The sequence below is a fragment of the Rathayibacter sp. AY1B4 genome, assembly GCF_002932815.1.
Taxonomy (GTDB): Bacteria; Actinomycetota; Actinomycetes; order Actinomycetales; family Microbacteriaceae; genus Rathayibacter.
In genome coordinates this window covers 67313-80856 of record NZ_PSWN01000014.1, presented here as the reverse complement: position 1 = coordinate 80856, position 13544 = coordinate 67313, and the positions used below count along the sequence as shown (strand labels likewise).

Sequence of the window (13544 nt, the reverse complement as noted above, 5' to 3'; positions counted from 1 at the left end):
GCACCCGCCGCGACCGCACGCTCGCGTCCCTCGCGGCCGAGACCGGCATCTCGGCGAGCACTCTCTCGCGCCTCGAGAGCGGCGGCCGCCGCGCAACGCACCCTCGCCCGGTGCCCACAACGTGCTGACCCGCGACGGCGTCCCGCCCACGGAGCTGGTGCGCCTGGCGCGCGCCGAGGCCGAGGGCTACGGAGCCCGGGTGGTCGAGGGCGAGGCGGTCCGCGCCTCCGCGGGTGCCGAGGGCGTGACCGCGACCCTCACCGACGGCTCGGTCCTCCGCGCGCGCCGCCTCCTGCTCGCGACCGGCGTCCGCGACCTGCTGCCGGAGATCCCCGGGCTCGGCGCCCGCTGGGGACGGGACGTCCTGCACTGCCCCTACTGCCACGGCTTCGAGGTGCGCGGCCGGCGGATCGGCGTGCTCGGCAGCTCGTTCGCCGGGCACCAGGCGCAGATGTTCCGTCAGCTCAGCGACCGGACGTCGATCCTGCTCCACGGCGCACCCGCGCCCGTCGGCGACGAGGCGGCGGCGCTGGCCGCCCGCGGGATCGCTCTCGTGCCGGGCCGCGTCGAGAAGGTCCTCGTCGAGGACGACCGCCTGGTCGGCGTGGTGATCGACGGTCGGCGGCACGAGCTCGACGCGCTCGTCGTCGGCCCGCGGGTCGAGGGGCGGCTCCCCGAGGGGCTCGGCCTCGAGCTCGCCGACCACCCGTCGGGAGTCGCGCGGCACCTCGCCGTCGATCCGATGGGCCGGACCGGCGTCGCCGGGGTCTTCGCCGCGGGCTCGCTGGTCGAGCCCATGGCGCAGGTCGTCGCCTCGTCCGCCGACGGGCTGCGCGTGGGCGCGGCGATCAACCACGACCTGATCGAGGAGGAGATCGCCGCCGCGCTGCGGGCCGCCTGACGCGCGCTCAGCGGCGGCGGTACTCCAGCTCCGGGCGGCCGGGGGAGCCGTAGCGGGGCGCGCGGTCCGCCACTCCGGAGTCGGCGAGGTGCTCGAGGTAGCGGCGGGCCGTCACCCGCGAGATGTCGAGGCGGGTGGCGAGCTCGGCCGCCGAGAGGCCGACGGGGCCCAGCAGTGCGGTGACGGCCTCGAGGGTCTGAGCCGAGAGCCCCTTGGCCAGACCCGGGGCGTTGGAGGTGCGGAGCGCCGCGAAGGCCCCGTCCACCTCGTGCTGGCTGGCGACGTCGGCGCCGTGCATCCGCTCGCGGTACGACCGGTAGCTGGCGAGCTTGGCGGCGAACGCGCTGAAGACGAACGGCTTGATCAGGTACTGCACGATGCCGGCGGCGACGGAGGCGCGCACGTTCGCGGCGTCGCGGACGGCGGTGATCGCGATGACGTCGACGTCCAGGCCCGCCGCCCGGACGGCCCGGCAGAGGTCGAGGCCGCCCATGTCCGGCAGGTTCATGTCGAGCAGGATCAGCGCGATGCCCGGGTCCGCGCGCAGGGCCCGGATCGCCTCCGCGCCGCTGCCGGCGACCGCGGCCACCTCGAAGCCGTCGACCCGCCGGACGTAGTCGGCGTGGGCGCTCGCGGTCAGCGGCTCGTCCTCGACGACGAGCACCCGGATCACGACGCCACCCGCGCGGGCAGCGGCAGCTGCACCGTGAACACCGCGCCGACGTGGCGCGAGACCTCGATCGAGCCGCCGAGCCGCTCCACCACCTGCTGCACCAGCGCCAGGCCGATGCCGCGGCCGAAGCCGTCCGACTCCTTCGTCGAGTAGCCGCGCGCGAAGACGTCGGCGGCGCTCGCGACTCCGGGGCCGCTGTCCGACACCTGCACCACCAGCTCGCCCTCCGCGAGGCCGAGGTAGACCTCCACCCACGGCTCGCGGTCCGGAGCGGAGGAGGCGGCCGCGTCGAGGGCGTTGTCGATCAGATTGCCCAGCACCGTCACGAGGTCCCCGGGCTCCAGCCCCTGCGTGCCGGGCTCGAGGTGCGTCTCGAAGTGCAGCTCGACGCCGCGCTCGCGGGCCTGCGCGGCCTTGCCCAGCAGCAGGGCGGCGATCACCGGCTCCTGCACGGAGCCGAGGACCCGGTCGGCCAGACGCTGGCTGAGGTTCAGCTCGCCGGCGGCGAACGCGAGCGCCTCGTCGGGCCGGCCGAGCTCGATCAGCGACGCGATGGTGTGCAGGCGGTTCGAGAACTCGTGGGTCTGCGAGCGCAGCGCGTCCGAGAGGGTGCGCAGCGACTCCAGCTCGCCGCTCACCCGCTGCAGCTCGGTGCGGTCCCGGAGCGTGACGACCGTGCCGAGGGGGCGGGCTCCGGGGGAGGCGGCGGGCCGCTCGTTCACCACGAGGATCCGCTCGCGGGCCACGACCAGGCGGTCCGAGACGGGCTCGTCGTCCTGCAGCAGCTCGCGCAGGGCGACGGGGAGGTCGAGCTCGGCGACCGGCACCGGCGTCCGCACGCCCTCGAGCCCGAGCAGCTCCAGCGCGTGGTCGTTGGCGAGCACCAGTCGGCCGCGGTCGTCGACCAGCAGCAGCCCCTCCCGCACCGAGTGCAGGACGGACTCGTAGTAGGCGAAGACCTGGCTCATCTGCTCCGGGCCCCGCCCGCCCGTGACCCGCCGCAGGTAGCGGGCGAGGAGCCACGAGCCGAGTGCGCCGAGCGCGACCGCACCGAGCGCGCCCCACGCGACGACCTGCACGCGGGCGGCGAAGGAGGCGTCCACGGCCGAGAGCGTGACGCCCGCCGACACGAGCGCGACGACCGCGCCGTCGGCGTCCTCGATCGGTGCGACGGCGCGGACGGAGGGCCCGAGCGTGCCGGTGTACGTCTCGGTGAAGGTCCGCCCCTCCAGCGCGGGCTCGATCGTGCCCTGGAACGGCAGGCCGATCCGGTCGCGGTCGCGGTGGGTGTACCGGGTGCGGTCGGGGGCCATGATCGTGAGGAAGTCGACGCCGGTGTCCCGCATGACCTCCTCGGCGTACGGCTGCAGGCTCGCGGAGGGATCCGCGTCGGCCGTCGACTCGAGGACGAACGGATTGTCGGCCACCGTCCGCGCCACGACGAGGCTCCGCTGGGCCGCCTCGTCGCCCGCTCGGCTCCGCGCGTCGAGGGCCAGCACCGCGACGGCGGCCGCGGCGATCAGCAGGATGCTCAGCAGCTGCACGGCGAACAGGCGCGCGGCGATGCTGCCGCGCGGTCCGCGTGCGCTCGGCGTCCTGACCATGCCACTCCCTCGTGAGCGAGCGCTCGGGGCGCCCCGCCGTGAACAGTATGAACGCAACCGTGCCGGGCTCCGGAGGCGGGGCCACCATCGTCCTACCCCCTCACCTCGACGAAGAGAAGGACACCCCCATGGCGAAGACGCCTCAGACGCCGTCCGACCGGCTGATCCCCGCGGTCACCCCTCCGAAGACCCGGCGGCGCATCGACCGGAACCACTGGCTCTACATCGCCGTCATCATCGCCGTGGTCGCCGGCGTCGTGGTCGGACTCGTCGCTCCCGCCTTCGCGGCGACGCTCGAGCCCGTCGGCAAGGCCTTCGTCGGACTGATCAAGATGATGATCGCGCCGATCATCTTCTGCACCATCGTCATCGGCATCGGCTCCATCGCGAAGGCCGCCACGGTCGGCAAGGTCGGCGGACTCGCTCTGGGCTACTTCATCGTGATGTCGACCTTCGCCCTGGCGATCGGCCTCGTCGTCGGCAACATCCTGCACCCGGGCGAGGGCCTCGACATCTCGAGCGCCACCTACGACACCAGCGACCTCAAGGCCGAGAGCACCAGCGACTTCGTCCTCGGGATCATCCCCGTCTCGCTGTTCTCCTCGCTCGTGGACGGCAGCATCCTGCAGACCCTCTTCGTCGCGCTGCTCGTCGGCTTCGCGCTGCAGAAGATGGGCACCAAGGGCCAGCCGATCCTCGGAGCGATCAAGCAGCTCCAGGTCCTGGTCTTCCGCATCCTCTCGATGGTGCTCTGGGTCGCCCCGATCGGCGCGTTCGGCGCCATCGCCGCGGTCGTCGGCAAGACCGGCTGGGGAGCGGTCGTCGCTCTCGCCACCCTGATGATCGGCTTCTACATCACCTGCGCGATCTTCGTGGTCGTCGTCCTCGGCCTGCTGCTGCGCCTGGTGACCGGCGTCAGCATCTTCTCGCTGATGAAGTACCTGGCCCGCGAGTACCTGCTGATCGTCGGCACCTCCTCCTCGGAGGCGGCGCTGCCCCGCCTGATCGCGAAGATGGAGCACCTCGGCGTCTCCAAGCCCGTCGTCGGCATCACCGTGCCCACCGGCTACTCCTTCAACCTCGACGGCACGGCGATCTACCTCACGATGGCGTCGCTGTTCATCGCCTCGGCCACCGGAGCGCCGATGTCGATCCCGGAGCAGATCGGCCTCCTCCTCTTCATGATGATCGCCTCGAAGGGCGCCGCGGGCGTCACCGGAGCGGGCCTGGCCACGCTGGCCGGCGGCCTCCAGTCCTTCCGCCCCGACCTGGTCAACGGCGTCGGCGTGATCGTCGGCATCGACCGCTTCATGTCCGAGGCCCGCGCGGTCACCAACTTCACCGGCAACGCGGTCGCCACCCTGCTCGTGGGCACCTGGACCAAGCAGATCGACATGGTGCAGGTCCGCGAGGTGCTCGGCGGACGCTCGCCCTTCGACGAGACCACGCTCGGAGCGGACGAGCACGAGGCCCCCGCGTCGGGCACCTCGATCACCGAGGGGATCGCCTCGATCCAGGACTCCGACGAGGCGTCGCGGATGCGCGCGGAGATCGCGGCCAAGCGCTAGCCGATCCGATCGCGACGGCCCCGCCTCCCGGAACCGGTCCGGGAGGCGGGGCGTCCGTCGTGCGCGGGTCAGTGCCTCCGCACCCCGAGCAGAGGCAGGGTCACCGAGCAGAGCGGCCCGATCAGCACCGCGAAGAGGAGGGTGCCGAGGCCGGCGTCGCCGCCGAGGGCCCAGCCGATGAGCAGCACCGTGAGCTCGACGCCCGAGCGCGCCAGCCAGATCGGCAGGCCCGTGCGGGTGTGCAGGCCCAGCATCAGTCCGTCGCGGGGCCCCGGACCGAGGCGGGCGCCGATGTAGATCCCGCTCGCGACCGCCAGCAGCACGAGACCGCCTGCGAAGAGCAGGCCGCGGGCCCACCACTCCTCCGGCGTCGCCAGCACACGCAGTCCGACGTCGATCATCGTGCCGACCACGAGCACGTTCAGCACGGTGCCGAGGCCGGGCCGCTGTCGGAGGGGGATCCACAGCAGCAGGACGAGCAGGCCGATCACGTTCGTGAGCAGTCCGATCCCGAGCCCGGTCTGGTGCGCGACCCCCTGGGCGAAGACGGTCCACGGGTCCACGCCGATCGCCGCGCGGATCATCATCGCGTCGGCGAATCCGTAGAGGATCAGGCCCACCAGCAGGCGCGGCACGGGTCGGAGGCGCCACTGGCCCGCTGGGGGAGCGGCGGCGGCAACGGGAGCGGTGAGGGTCATGGACTCATCACAGCGCGACATTGGCCTTCTTCGCGCGGTCCAATCCGGCTACCTTGGACGCATGGCTGATGTCCACTTCGGCGCGCGCGCCCTGCAGACCCTCCTCGGCGACTGGCGCGAGCAGCGCGGCACCCGGCCCGCCTACCTCGCGCTGGCCGATCGGATCCGCCTCCTCGGGATCGACGGCCGCATCCCCGCGGGCAGCCGCCTGCCCGCCGAGCGCGAGCTCTCGGCCCGCCTCGGCGTCAGCCGCACGACCGTGGCCGCCGCGTACCGCGAGCTGCGCGACAGCGGCTACCTCGTCAGCGTGCGCGGCTCCGGCAGCGTCACCCGCCTGCCGGGAGCGGCCGTGCACGCGGTGCCCTCGCTCGCGCCGGACTTCCTCGACTTCACCAAGGCGGCCCTGCCCGCCGTCCCCGAGCTGGCCGAGGCGTACACCCGCGCGGCGCAGGCGGCCCCCGAGCACTTCGACTCCGGCTCCTACGACACCGTCGGCCTGCCAGTGCTGCGCCGCGCGATCGCCGAGCGCTACACCGCGCGGGGTCTGCGCACCGAGCCCGGCCAGATCATGGTGACCATCGGCGCGCAGCACGCGATCGCGCTCGTCGCCCGCACCCTGCTCGCGCGGGGCGACCGGGCGCTGATCGAGGCCCCGACCTACCCGCACGCCTACGAGGCCCTCCGGCTGGCCGGCGCGCGGCTCGTGCCGGTGAACGTCGACGGGGCGGACGGCTGGGACGGAGAGGGCCTGATCGCCGCGCTGCGCGGCACGAGCCCGAGCCTGGCCTACCTGATGCCCGACTTCCACAACCCGACCGGCCGCTCCATGGCCCCCGAGCTGCGGGAGCGGGCGATCGCCGCCGCGGCCCGGCAGGGGACCCTGATCATCGCCGACGAGACGACGGCCGAGCTCGACATCGACCGGCGGATGTCGCCGCTGCCGTTCGCCGCCTACGGGCCCGAGGGGACGGTGCTCTCGATCGGCTCCGTCGGCAAGACGCTGTGGGGCGGCATCCGGATCGGCTGGATACGCGCCGAGCGAGCGGTGATCCGCAAGCTGGCGCTGGCGCGCTCGGCGAGCGACCTCGGCACGCCGATCCTGGAGCAGCTCCTGGTCGCGGACATGCTCGGCCGGATGGACGGCGTGCTGGAGCTGCGGCGCTCGCAGCTGCGCGCCGGCCGCGACCACCTCGAGGCGGCCCTGGCGCGCGCGATCCCGGAGTGGAGCGTGCCGCGGGTCTCGGGCGGCCTCTCCACCTGGGTGGGCCTGGGCCGGCCGGCGAGCTCGCAGCTGGCGCTCGCCGCCCGGACGGCGGGCCTGCTGATCACCGCGGGCCCGCGCTTCGGGATCGACGGCGCCTTCGAGCGCTTCCTCCGCATCCCGATCGGCTACTCGCCCGAGGCGACCGATCGGGCCGTGGAGGCGCTCGCGACGGCCTGGGCGCAGGTCGCCCGGCACCCGGCGGCCGACCCGGGGTACCTCGCCGACGTGGTCTGAGGTGGAGTGCCCGCCGGGCGTGTGAGATCGTTCTCTCATGAGCGACGGGTACGGCTACCTGCTGGTCCACTTCGTGGAGGACCGGACCGGCCACAGCGAGAAGATCTTCCTCTCGCTCAGCCGGGGCGACGATCCGCTGCGCTGGCGCGCGCTCGGGCCGGTGCTGGAGTGGACCGGCGGCACGGGCGGCGTCCGCGACCCCCACATCGTCCGCGGGCCGCGGGGCTTCCACCTCGTCGCCACCGACCTCCGCGTCTGGCGGCCCGAGGGCCCGGACTGGGACCTCTACCGGCACCGGGGGAGCCGCGACCTCGTGGTCTGGGACTCCCCGGACCTCCTCGAGTGGTCCGAGCCGCGCGCGGTCGCCGTCGCTCCCGCGGGAGCGGGCATGGCCTGGGCGCCGGAGTCGGTCTACGACCCGGTCTCGGGCGACTTCCTCGTGCACTGGTCCTCCGGCCTGGCCGAGGACGGCGACCCCGCCACCGGCGAGACGGGCGACAGCCGCATCCTGATCTCCCGCACGCGCGACTTCCGCACGTTCACCGAGCCCGAGACCTACCTGCGGCTGCCCGGCGGAGTGATCGACATGACGCTGCTGATCGAGGGCACGGTCGTCCACCGCTTCGCCAAGCAGCACGACGACGCCCCCGACACGATGCAGGTGTTCCAGCAGGTCGGCTCCTCCCTCCTCGCGGACGACTTCACCACCGTCGCGCGGGGGATCGGGCAGGAGCTCGGCCCGAGCATCGAGGGCCCGCTGGTCTTCCGGCACCACCGCGAGGAGCGCTGGTCGCTCTGGGTCGACCAGTACGCCCTCCGCCCCTACGGCTACCGCGCCTACACGAGCACCGACCCGTCCTCGGGCCGCTGGGAGCTCGCGGAGGAGTTCGACCTGCCCGAGGACACCAAGCACGGAGCGGTCCTCCCGCTCACCCGATCCGAGTACACGGCGCTCGACGAGCGCCACCCCGCCTGAGAGGCCCCGCATGACCGACTTCAGCCCCCGTCTCGCCGACGCCCTCGTCACCGTCCTCGGTGCCGACGGCGCTCCGCTCGCCCACGCCGACGTGACGGTCGAGCAGCGCCGCCACGCCTTCGCCTTCGGCTGCACCCCTCCGAGCACCGACCCTGCGCGCGCCGAGGAGCGCCGGCTCTGGCTCGACCTGTTCGACACGGCGACGCTCCCCGTCTACTGGGGCCGCTTCGAGCCGGAGCGCGGCCGCACAGCAACGGAGGAGGTGCTCGCCGAGGCGCGCGCGCTCGCCGCGGACGGCGTCCGGCTCAAGGGGCACCCGCTGGTCTGGCACTACGTGAAGCCGGAGTGGCTCGACGCGCTGCCGCTGGACGAGGCCGAGCAGCTCCTCCGCGCGCGCATCCGCCGGGAGGTGGGCGCCTTCGCCGGGCTGATCGACACCTGGGACGCGATCAACGAGGTCGTCATCATGCCGCGCTTCGCCAACGAGCCGGACGGCGTGACGAACGCCGTCACCCGCCTCGCCCGCGAGAAGGGACGCGTCGGCATGGTCGAGCTGGCCTTCTCGGAGGCGCGCAGCCTCGGCACCGGACCGGTGCTCGTGCTGAACGACTTCGACCTCGGGCCCGAGTACGAGCGGCTGATCGAGGACGTGCTCGAGGCCGGGATCCGGCCCGACGCGATCGGCCTGCAGTCGCACATGCACCAGGGGTTCCGCGGGGAGGAGCAGATCACGGCGATCTGCGACAGGTTCGCGCGCTTCGGCCTGCCGCTGCACTGGACCGAGACCACCCTCGTCTCGGGCGAGCTGATGCCCGCCGAGATCGAGGACCTCAACGACCACGTGGTCGAGGACTGGCCGACCACCCCGGAGGGGGAGGCGCGGCAGGCGGACGAGATGGTGCGGCACTACGAGACGCTGGTCGCGCATCCGGCGGTCGAGGCGATCACCTACTGGGGCTTCGATGACGCCGGAGCCTGGCTCGGAGCGCCGGGCGGGTTCCTCCGCCGCGACGGGAGCCCGAAGCCGGCCTACGAGGCGCTGCGCTCGCGGATCCGCGGGGACTGGTGGCTCGAGCCGACGGTGCTCCGGACGGACGCCGAGGGGCGCGTCGGCGTGCGGGCCTTCGCCGGGGACTTCGCGCTCTCGAGCGCGGGGGCGGGCGCTGCAGTGAGCCTCCCCGTCGGGTCGTCGACGGCTGAGGTCCGCCTGGGCTGAGGGCGTCCGGGGCCGGCCGGTGGCGCCGGTCGCCCCGTCGCGCGCCCCGGAACGCCGCGTCCCTCCCAACACTCAGTCGGCTGATGGAAGACTCGGAGGGTGCATCTCCTCGCGGTCCTCAGCATGAAGAACCGGGCGCTCATCGCGCTCGTCACCGTCGTCATCGCCGTCTTCGGCGGAGTCGCCCTGACCGGGCTCAAGCAGGAGCTCGCGCCGTCGATCTCCTTCCCGCAGCTCGCCGTCGTCACGTCCTACCCGGGCGCCGCTCCGGAGGTGGTCAACGACGATGTCTCGACGCCGATCGAGACCGCCATCCAGGGGGTGCCGGGGCTCGAGACGACCAGCGCGACGTCCTCCACGGACTCCTCCCTCATCTCGGCGTCCTTCACCTACGGCACCGACCTCGCCACCGCCGAGCAGAAGATCCTGCAGGCGATCAACCGGATCAAGAGCACGCTCCCGGACGGCGTCGACCCGCAGGTGGTCACCGGCTCCCTCGACGACCTGCCGGTGCTGCAGCTCGCCGTGTCGAGCGACGGCGACGCGGACGCGCTGGCCGAGCGCCTGCGCACCACGGTCATCCCGGACCTGGAGAAGGTCGAGGGCGTGCGCGAGGCGGCGCTCGTCGGCGAGACCGCCCAGCGCGTCACGATCACTCCCGACGACGCGGCGCTCGCCGCGGCCGGCCTCTCGACCGGCGACATCCGCTCGGCCCTGCAGCAGAACGGCGTGCTCGTCGCGGGCGGACAGATCACCCAGGACGGGTCGACCTTCTCGGTGCAGTCGGGCGTCAAGCTCGACTCGACCGACGCGATCGCGGCGCTGCCGCTGCTGCCGTCCGCAGGTGCCTCCGCGGGTGCGGGCGGCGCCGGTGCGTCAGCGGGCGCGGGTGCCTCCGCGGGCTCCGGCGCTTCAGCCGGCGGCTCCGACGCCGGAGCGGCGGCGGGAGACGCAGCCGCGACCGCGGAGCCGACCGTCACCATCCTCGGCTCCGTCGCGACGGTCGCCGTCACCGACGCCCCCGTCACCTCGATCTCGCGCGTCAACGGCCAGCCCGCCCTGACCCTCTCGATCACCAAGCTCCCGGCCGCGAACACCGTCGACGTGTCGACCGGCGTGGCCGCGCTGCTCCCGGACCTCGAGGAGTCGATCGGCGACAACGCCGCCTTCACCCCGGTCTTCGACCAGGCGCCCTACATCCAGGAGTCGATCGCGTCGCTCGCGCAGGAGGGGGCGCTCGGCCTCGTCTTCGCCGTGCTGGTGATCCTGCTGTTCCTGCTGTCGGTGCGCTCGACCCTGGTCACGGCCATCTCGATCCCGACCTCGGTGCTGATCACCTTCATCGGCCTGCAGACGGCCGGCTACACCCTCAACATCCTGACCCTCGGCGCGCTCACCATCGCGATCGGGCGCGTGGTCGACGACTCCATCGTCGTGATCGAGAACATCAAGCGGCACCTCGACGCGGGCGAGGACCGGGCCCGGACCATCGCGGTCGCCGTCCGCGAGGTCGCCGGCGCGATCACCGCCTCCACGATCACCACGGTCGCGGTGTTCCTGCCGATCTCGTTCGTCGGCGGCACCACGGGCGAGCTGTTCCGGCCCTTCGCGCTGACCGTGTCGATCGCCCTGCTCGCCTCCCTCGTGGTGGCGCTGACGATCGTGCCGGTGCTGGCCTACTGGTTCCTCCGCCCCTCGAAGCGGCCGGCGGTGCGCCAGGCCGCGCAGGCGGCGCTCGCGGAGGAGCGCGCGGCGGCCGGAGGGGCACCCGCCTCGGAAGTCCCGGCCGACACCGCCGCGCCGGTCGAGGAGGCCCCGCACCACGGCGCCCACGCCGCTCCCCGGCGGGCGCGCGGGCTGCAGTCGGTCTACGGCCCGATCATCCACTGGACGCTGAAGCACTCGGTCGTCACCGTCCTCCTGGCGCTGCTCGTGCTCGTCGGGACCGGTGCTCTGTACCCGCTGATGAAGACGAACTTCCTCGGCTCCAGCGGGCAGGACACCTTCACCGTCACCCAGACGGTCCCCGTCGGCCAGAGCCTCGACGCGCAGGACGCGACGGCGCAGCAGGCGAGCACGGCGATCCTCGGCGTCGGCGGCGTCGAGACCGTCCAGCTCACCGTCGGCTCCTCCGGCGGTCTGCAGAGCGCGTTCGGCGGGGGAGGAGGCGGCGGCACCTCGATCCGCTACTCCGTCACCACCGACGAGTCGGCCGACCAGGAGGCCGTGCAGGCGGACGTCCGCGACGCGCTGTCGGGCGTCGCCTCGGCCGAGGACATCAGCGTCGCCGCCTCCTCCGGCTTCGGCGCCTCCTCGGACATCGAGGTCGACCTCTCGACCGCCTCGCAGAGCGACCTCCAGAGCGCGAGCGACCAGCTCCTCGAGGCCCTGCGCGGGACCGACGGGATCAGCCAGGCCGAGAGCAACCTCTCCTCCTCGCTGCCCTACATCGCGGTGCGGGTCGACCGCGACGCCGCGGCGCGGGCGGGGCTCAGCGAGGTCGCCGTGGGCACGATCGTCAGCCAGGCGCTCCAGCCCAGCCAGGTCGGCAGCGTCGTGATCGACGACCGCACCCTCTCGATCTACCTGGCCGACGGGCAGCCGCCGACCACCGTGGACGAGCTGCGGAACCTCGAGGTGCCGACCCTCACCGGCACCGTCGCGCTCTCCACCCTCGCGGCGGTCGAGCAGACGGACGGTCCGGCGAGCATCACCACCGAGCGTGGCCAGCGCACCGCGACCATCACCGTCACCCCGGAGGGCGACGACCTCGCCTCGGCCAACGTCGCCGTGCAGAACGCGATCGACGCGACGGCGCTTCCGGCCGGTGTCGACGCCTCCCTCGGCGGAGTGACCGCCGACCAGGCCGACGCGTTCTCGCAGCTGGGCATCGCGCTGCTGGTCGCGATCCTGATCGTCTACGTCGTGATGGTGGCGACGTTCCGCTCGCTCCTGCAGCCGCTGCTCCTGCTCGTGTCGGTGCCGTTCGCGGCGACCGGCGCGATCCTCCTGCAGGTGATCACCGGCGTGCCGCTGGGCGTGCCGTCCCTGATCGGCGTGCTGATGCTGATCGGCATCGTCGTCACGAACGCGATCGTGCTCGTGGACCTGGTGAACCAGTACCGCGACCGCGGGATGCCGGTGCGGGAGGCGCTGCTGCACGGCACCGAGCGGCGGCTCCGGCCCATCCTGATGACCGCCCTCGCGACGATCTTCGCCCTGCTGCCGATGGCGCTGGGGATCACGGGCCACGGCGGCTTCATCTCGCAGCCGCTGGCGATCGTCGTGATCGGCGGCCTGGTGTCCTCGACGGTGCTGACCCTCGTGGTCCTGCCCGTCGTCTACAACCTGGTCGAGGGGTATCGTGAGCGGCGGCGTGCCGCCCGCGCCGGGAAGGCGTCGGCATGACGGACATCAGGGATGCGGCCGAGACGGTCGGCTCCCGCTGGCGCAGCGGCCCGGAGCGCGCCACCGCGGTCCTCGACGAGATCGGTCCGGAGCGCTTCGTCGCCCGCGACTTCCGCCCGGGCACGCTCCGGCACCTCGTCCTGATCCGCTTCCGCCCGACGGCGCTGGTCGCCGAGGCGGACGAGGTCACCCGCCGCTTCCTCGCCCTGGCCGACGAGTGCGTCCGCGACGGACGGCCCTACATCGAGTCGATCGAGACGGGGCCGCAGCTGAGCATCGAGGGCGCGGGCGAGGGCTTCGACCGCGCGTTCCTGCTGACCTTCTCCTCCGAGGGCGACCTGCACTACTACCTCGGCCGGCCGGCCGTCGAGGACCCCGCGCACTGGGATCCGGCGCACGACGCGTTCAAGGAGTTCGTCGGGCCGTTCGTCGACACGGCCGGCATCGTCGCGTTCGACTTCCGACCCGAAGAGCACTGATGGCGACTCCCGACTTCGTGCTGCGACTGCGCGAGCGGATCGGGACCGAGCTGCTCTGGCTCACCGGCGTGACCGCGGTGATCCTCCGGGAGGAGCCGGCGCTCGAGGTCCTGCTCGTCCGGCGCGCCGACACCGGCGCCTGGACGGCCGTCACCGGGATCATCGACCCGGGCGAGACCGTCGCCGGGACCGCCCGCCGCGAGGCGCAGGAGGAGGCGGGCGTCGAGATCGAGGTCGAGCGCCTCGTGCAGGTGCACACCCTCCCGCCGATGCAGTACCCCAACGGGGACCGTTCGCAGTACCTCGACCACGTGGTGCGCTGCCGCTGGATCTCGGGGGAGGCCCACGTCGCGGACGACGAGTCGACCGAGGTCGGCTGGTTCGCGCCCGACGCGCTGCCGCCGATGTCGGACGAGCACCGCGCGCGGATCGAGCGGGCGCTGTCGGACGAACTGGGCTGCTCGATCGACTGACGGCGGGGGTGCGCGCCGGACGAGGGCGGGGCCGCCTCCCGGGAGCGGCA

At 73.4% G+C, this 13544-nt stretch carries 12 protein-coding genes; 9 read left to right on the top strand and 3 right to left on the bottom strand.

Annotation, left to right across the window (positions count from 1 at the left end; all coding sequences use genetic code 11):
* Positions 1-128: helix-turn-helix transcriptional regulator (locus C5D66_RS10895; protein WP_219815199.1), on the top strand; the 128-nt coding region annotated here is incomplete at its 5' end.
* On the top strand, positions 122-901 hold the full coding sequence (locus tag C5D66_RS10890) for an NAD(P)/FAD-dependent oxidoreductase (protein WP_104274513.1): 780 nt from the start codon (positions 122-124) through the stop codon (positions 899-901). The genes C5D66_RS10895 and C5D66_RS10890, both read left to right, overlap by 7 nt.
* Before the next feature lie 7 nt (positions 902-908).
* On the opposite strand, the gene C5D66_RS10885 is transcribed toward C5D66_RS10890, so the two are convergent.
* Positions 909-1574 (bottom strand): response regulator, encoded by a 666-nt coding sequence (locus C5D66_RS10885; protein WP_104223809.1) that lies wholly within the window; start codon positions 1572-1574, stop codon positions 909-911.
* A complete protein-coding gene (locus C5D66_RS10880) occupies positions 1571-3178 on the bottom strand; it encodes a sensor histidine kinase (RefSeq protein WP_104255321.1) in 1608 nt (535 codons plus the stop codon). Before C5D66_RS10880 ends, C5D66_RS10885 begins: the two co-directional genes overlap by 4 nt.
* Positions 3179-3306: 128 nt before the next feature.
* Here C5D66_RS10880 and C5D66_RS10875 point away from each other — a divergent pair, with 128 nt between their 5' ends.
* Positions 3307-4746: a cation:dicarboxylate symporter family transporter gene (locus C5D66_RS10875; protein ID WP_104255320.1), complete on the top strand. Its 1440-nt coding sequence runs from the start codon at positions 3307-3309 to the stop codon at positions 4744-4746.
* Between the two features lie 68 nt (positions 4747-4814).
* Here the strand turns inward: C5D66_RS10875 and C5D66_RS10870 are convergent, their stop codons facing one another.
* Positions 4815-5444: a YitT family protein gene (locus tag C5D66_RS10870; RefSeq protein WP_374953321.1), complete on the bottom strand. Its 630-nt coding sequence runs from the start codon at positions 5442-5444 to the stop codon at positions 4815-4817.
* 61 nt (positions 5445-5505) lie between these two features.
* On the opposite strand from C5D66_RS10870, the gene C5D66_RS10865 reads away from it, so the two are divergent.
* The 6 genes from C5D66_RS10865 to C5D66_RS10840 all read left to right on the top strand — a co-directional run bounded on the left by C5D66_RS10865 (position 5506) and on the right by C5D66_RS10840 (position 13494).
* Positions 5506-6942, top strand: coding sequence for a PLP-dependent aminotransferase family protein (locus C5D66_RS10865; RefSeq protein ID WP_104237649.1), 1437 nt, complete (start codon positions 5506-5508; stop codon positions 6940-6942).
* A 37-nt stretch (positions 6943-6979) separates the two neighbouring features.
* Positions 6980-7918 carry a glycoside hydrolase family 43 protein gene (locus C5D66_RS10860; RefSeq protein ID WP_104255319.1) on the top strand — a complete coding sequence of 313 codons (939 nt, stop codon included), beginning with the start codon at positions 6980-6982 and terminating at the stop codon, positions 7916-7918.
* Between the two features lie 10 nt (positions 7919-7928).
* Positions 7929-9134, top strand: a complete 1206-nt coding sequence (locus tag C5D66_RS10855; protein ID WP_104246897.1) for an endo-1,4-beta-xylanase — start codon at positions 7929-7931, stop codon at positions 9132-9134.
* A gap of 99 nt (positions 9135-9233) precedes the next feature.
* Positions 9234-12542 carry an efflux RND transporter permease subunit gene (locus tag C5D66_RS10850; protein WP_104326905.1) on the top strand — a complete coding sequence of 1103 codons (3309 nt, stop codon included), beginning with the start codon at positions 9234-9236 and terminating at the stop codon, positions 12540-12542.
* A complete protein-coding gene (locus C5D66_RS10845) occupies positions 12539-13021 on the top strand; it encodes a Dabb family protein (RefSeq protein WP_104249875.1) in 483 nt (160 codons plus the stop codon). The genes C5D66_RS10850 and C5D66_RS10845 overlap by 4 nt, the downstream gene beginning before the upstream one ends.
* Positions 13021-13494: an NUDIX domain-containing protein gene (locus C5D66_RS10840; protein ID WP_104326904.1), complete on the top strand. Its 474-nt coding sequence runs from the start codon at positions 13021-13023 to the stop codon at positions 13492-13494. Before C5D66_RS10845 ends, C5D66_RS10840 begins: the two co-directional genes overlap by 1 nt.
* Positions 13495-13544: the final 50 nt, after the last annotated feature.

Coding starts and splice junctions, on each gene's coding strand:
- C5D66_RS10880 (WP_104255321.1), bottom strand. CDS start 3,178: ATGGTCAGGACGCCGAGCGCACGCGGACCGCGCGGCAGCATCGCCGCG.
- C5D66_RS10875 (WP_104255320.1), top strand. CDS start 3,307: ATGGCGAAGACGCCTCAGACGCCGTCCGACCGGCTGATCCCCGCGGTC.
- C5D66_RS10870 (WP_374953321.1), bottom strand. CDS start 5,444: ATGACCCTCACCGCTCCCGTTGCCGCCGCCGCTCCCCCAGCGGGCCAG.
- C5D66_RS10865 (WP_104237649.1), top strand. CDS start 5,506: ATGGCTGATGTCCACTTCGGCGCGCGCGCCCTGCAGACCCTCCTCGGC.
- C5D66_RS10860 (WP_104255319.1), top strand. CDS start 6,980: ATGAGCGACGGGTACGGCTACCTGCTGGTCCACTTCGTGGAGGACCGG.
- C5D66_RS10855 (WP_104246897.1), top strand. CDS start 7,929: ATGACCGACTTCAGCCCCCGTCTCGCCGACGCCCTCGTCACCGTCCTC.
- C5D66_RS10845 (WP_104249875.1), top strand. CDS start 12,539: ATGACGGACATCAGGGATGCGGCCGAGACGGTCGGCTCCCGCTGGCGC.
- C5D66_RS10840 (WP_104326904.1), top strand. CDS start 13,021: ATGGCGACTCCCGACTTCGTGCTGCGACTGCGCGAGCGGATCGGGACC.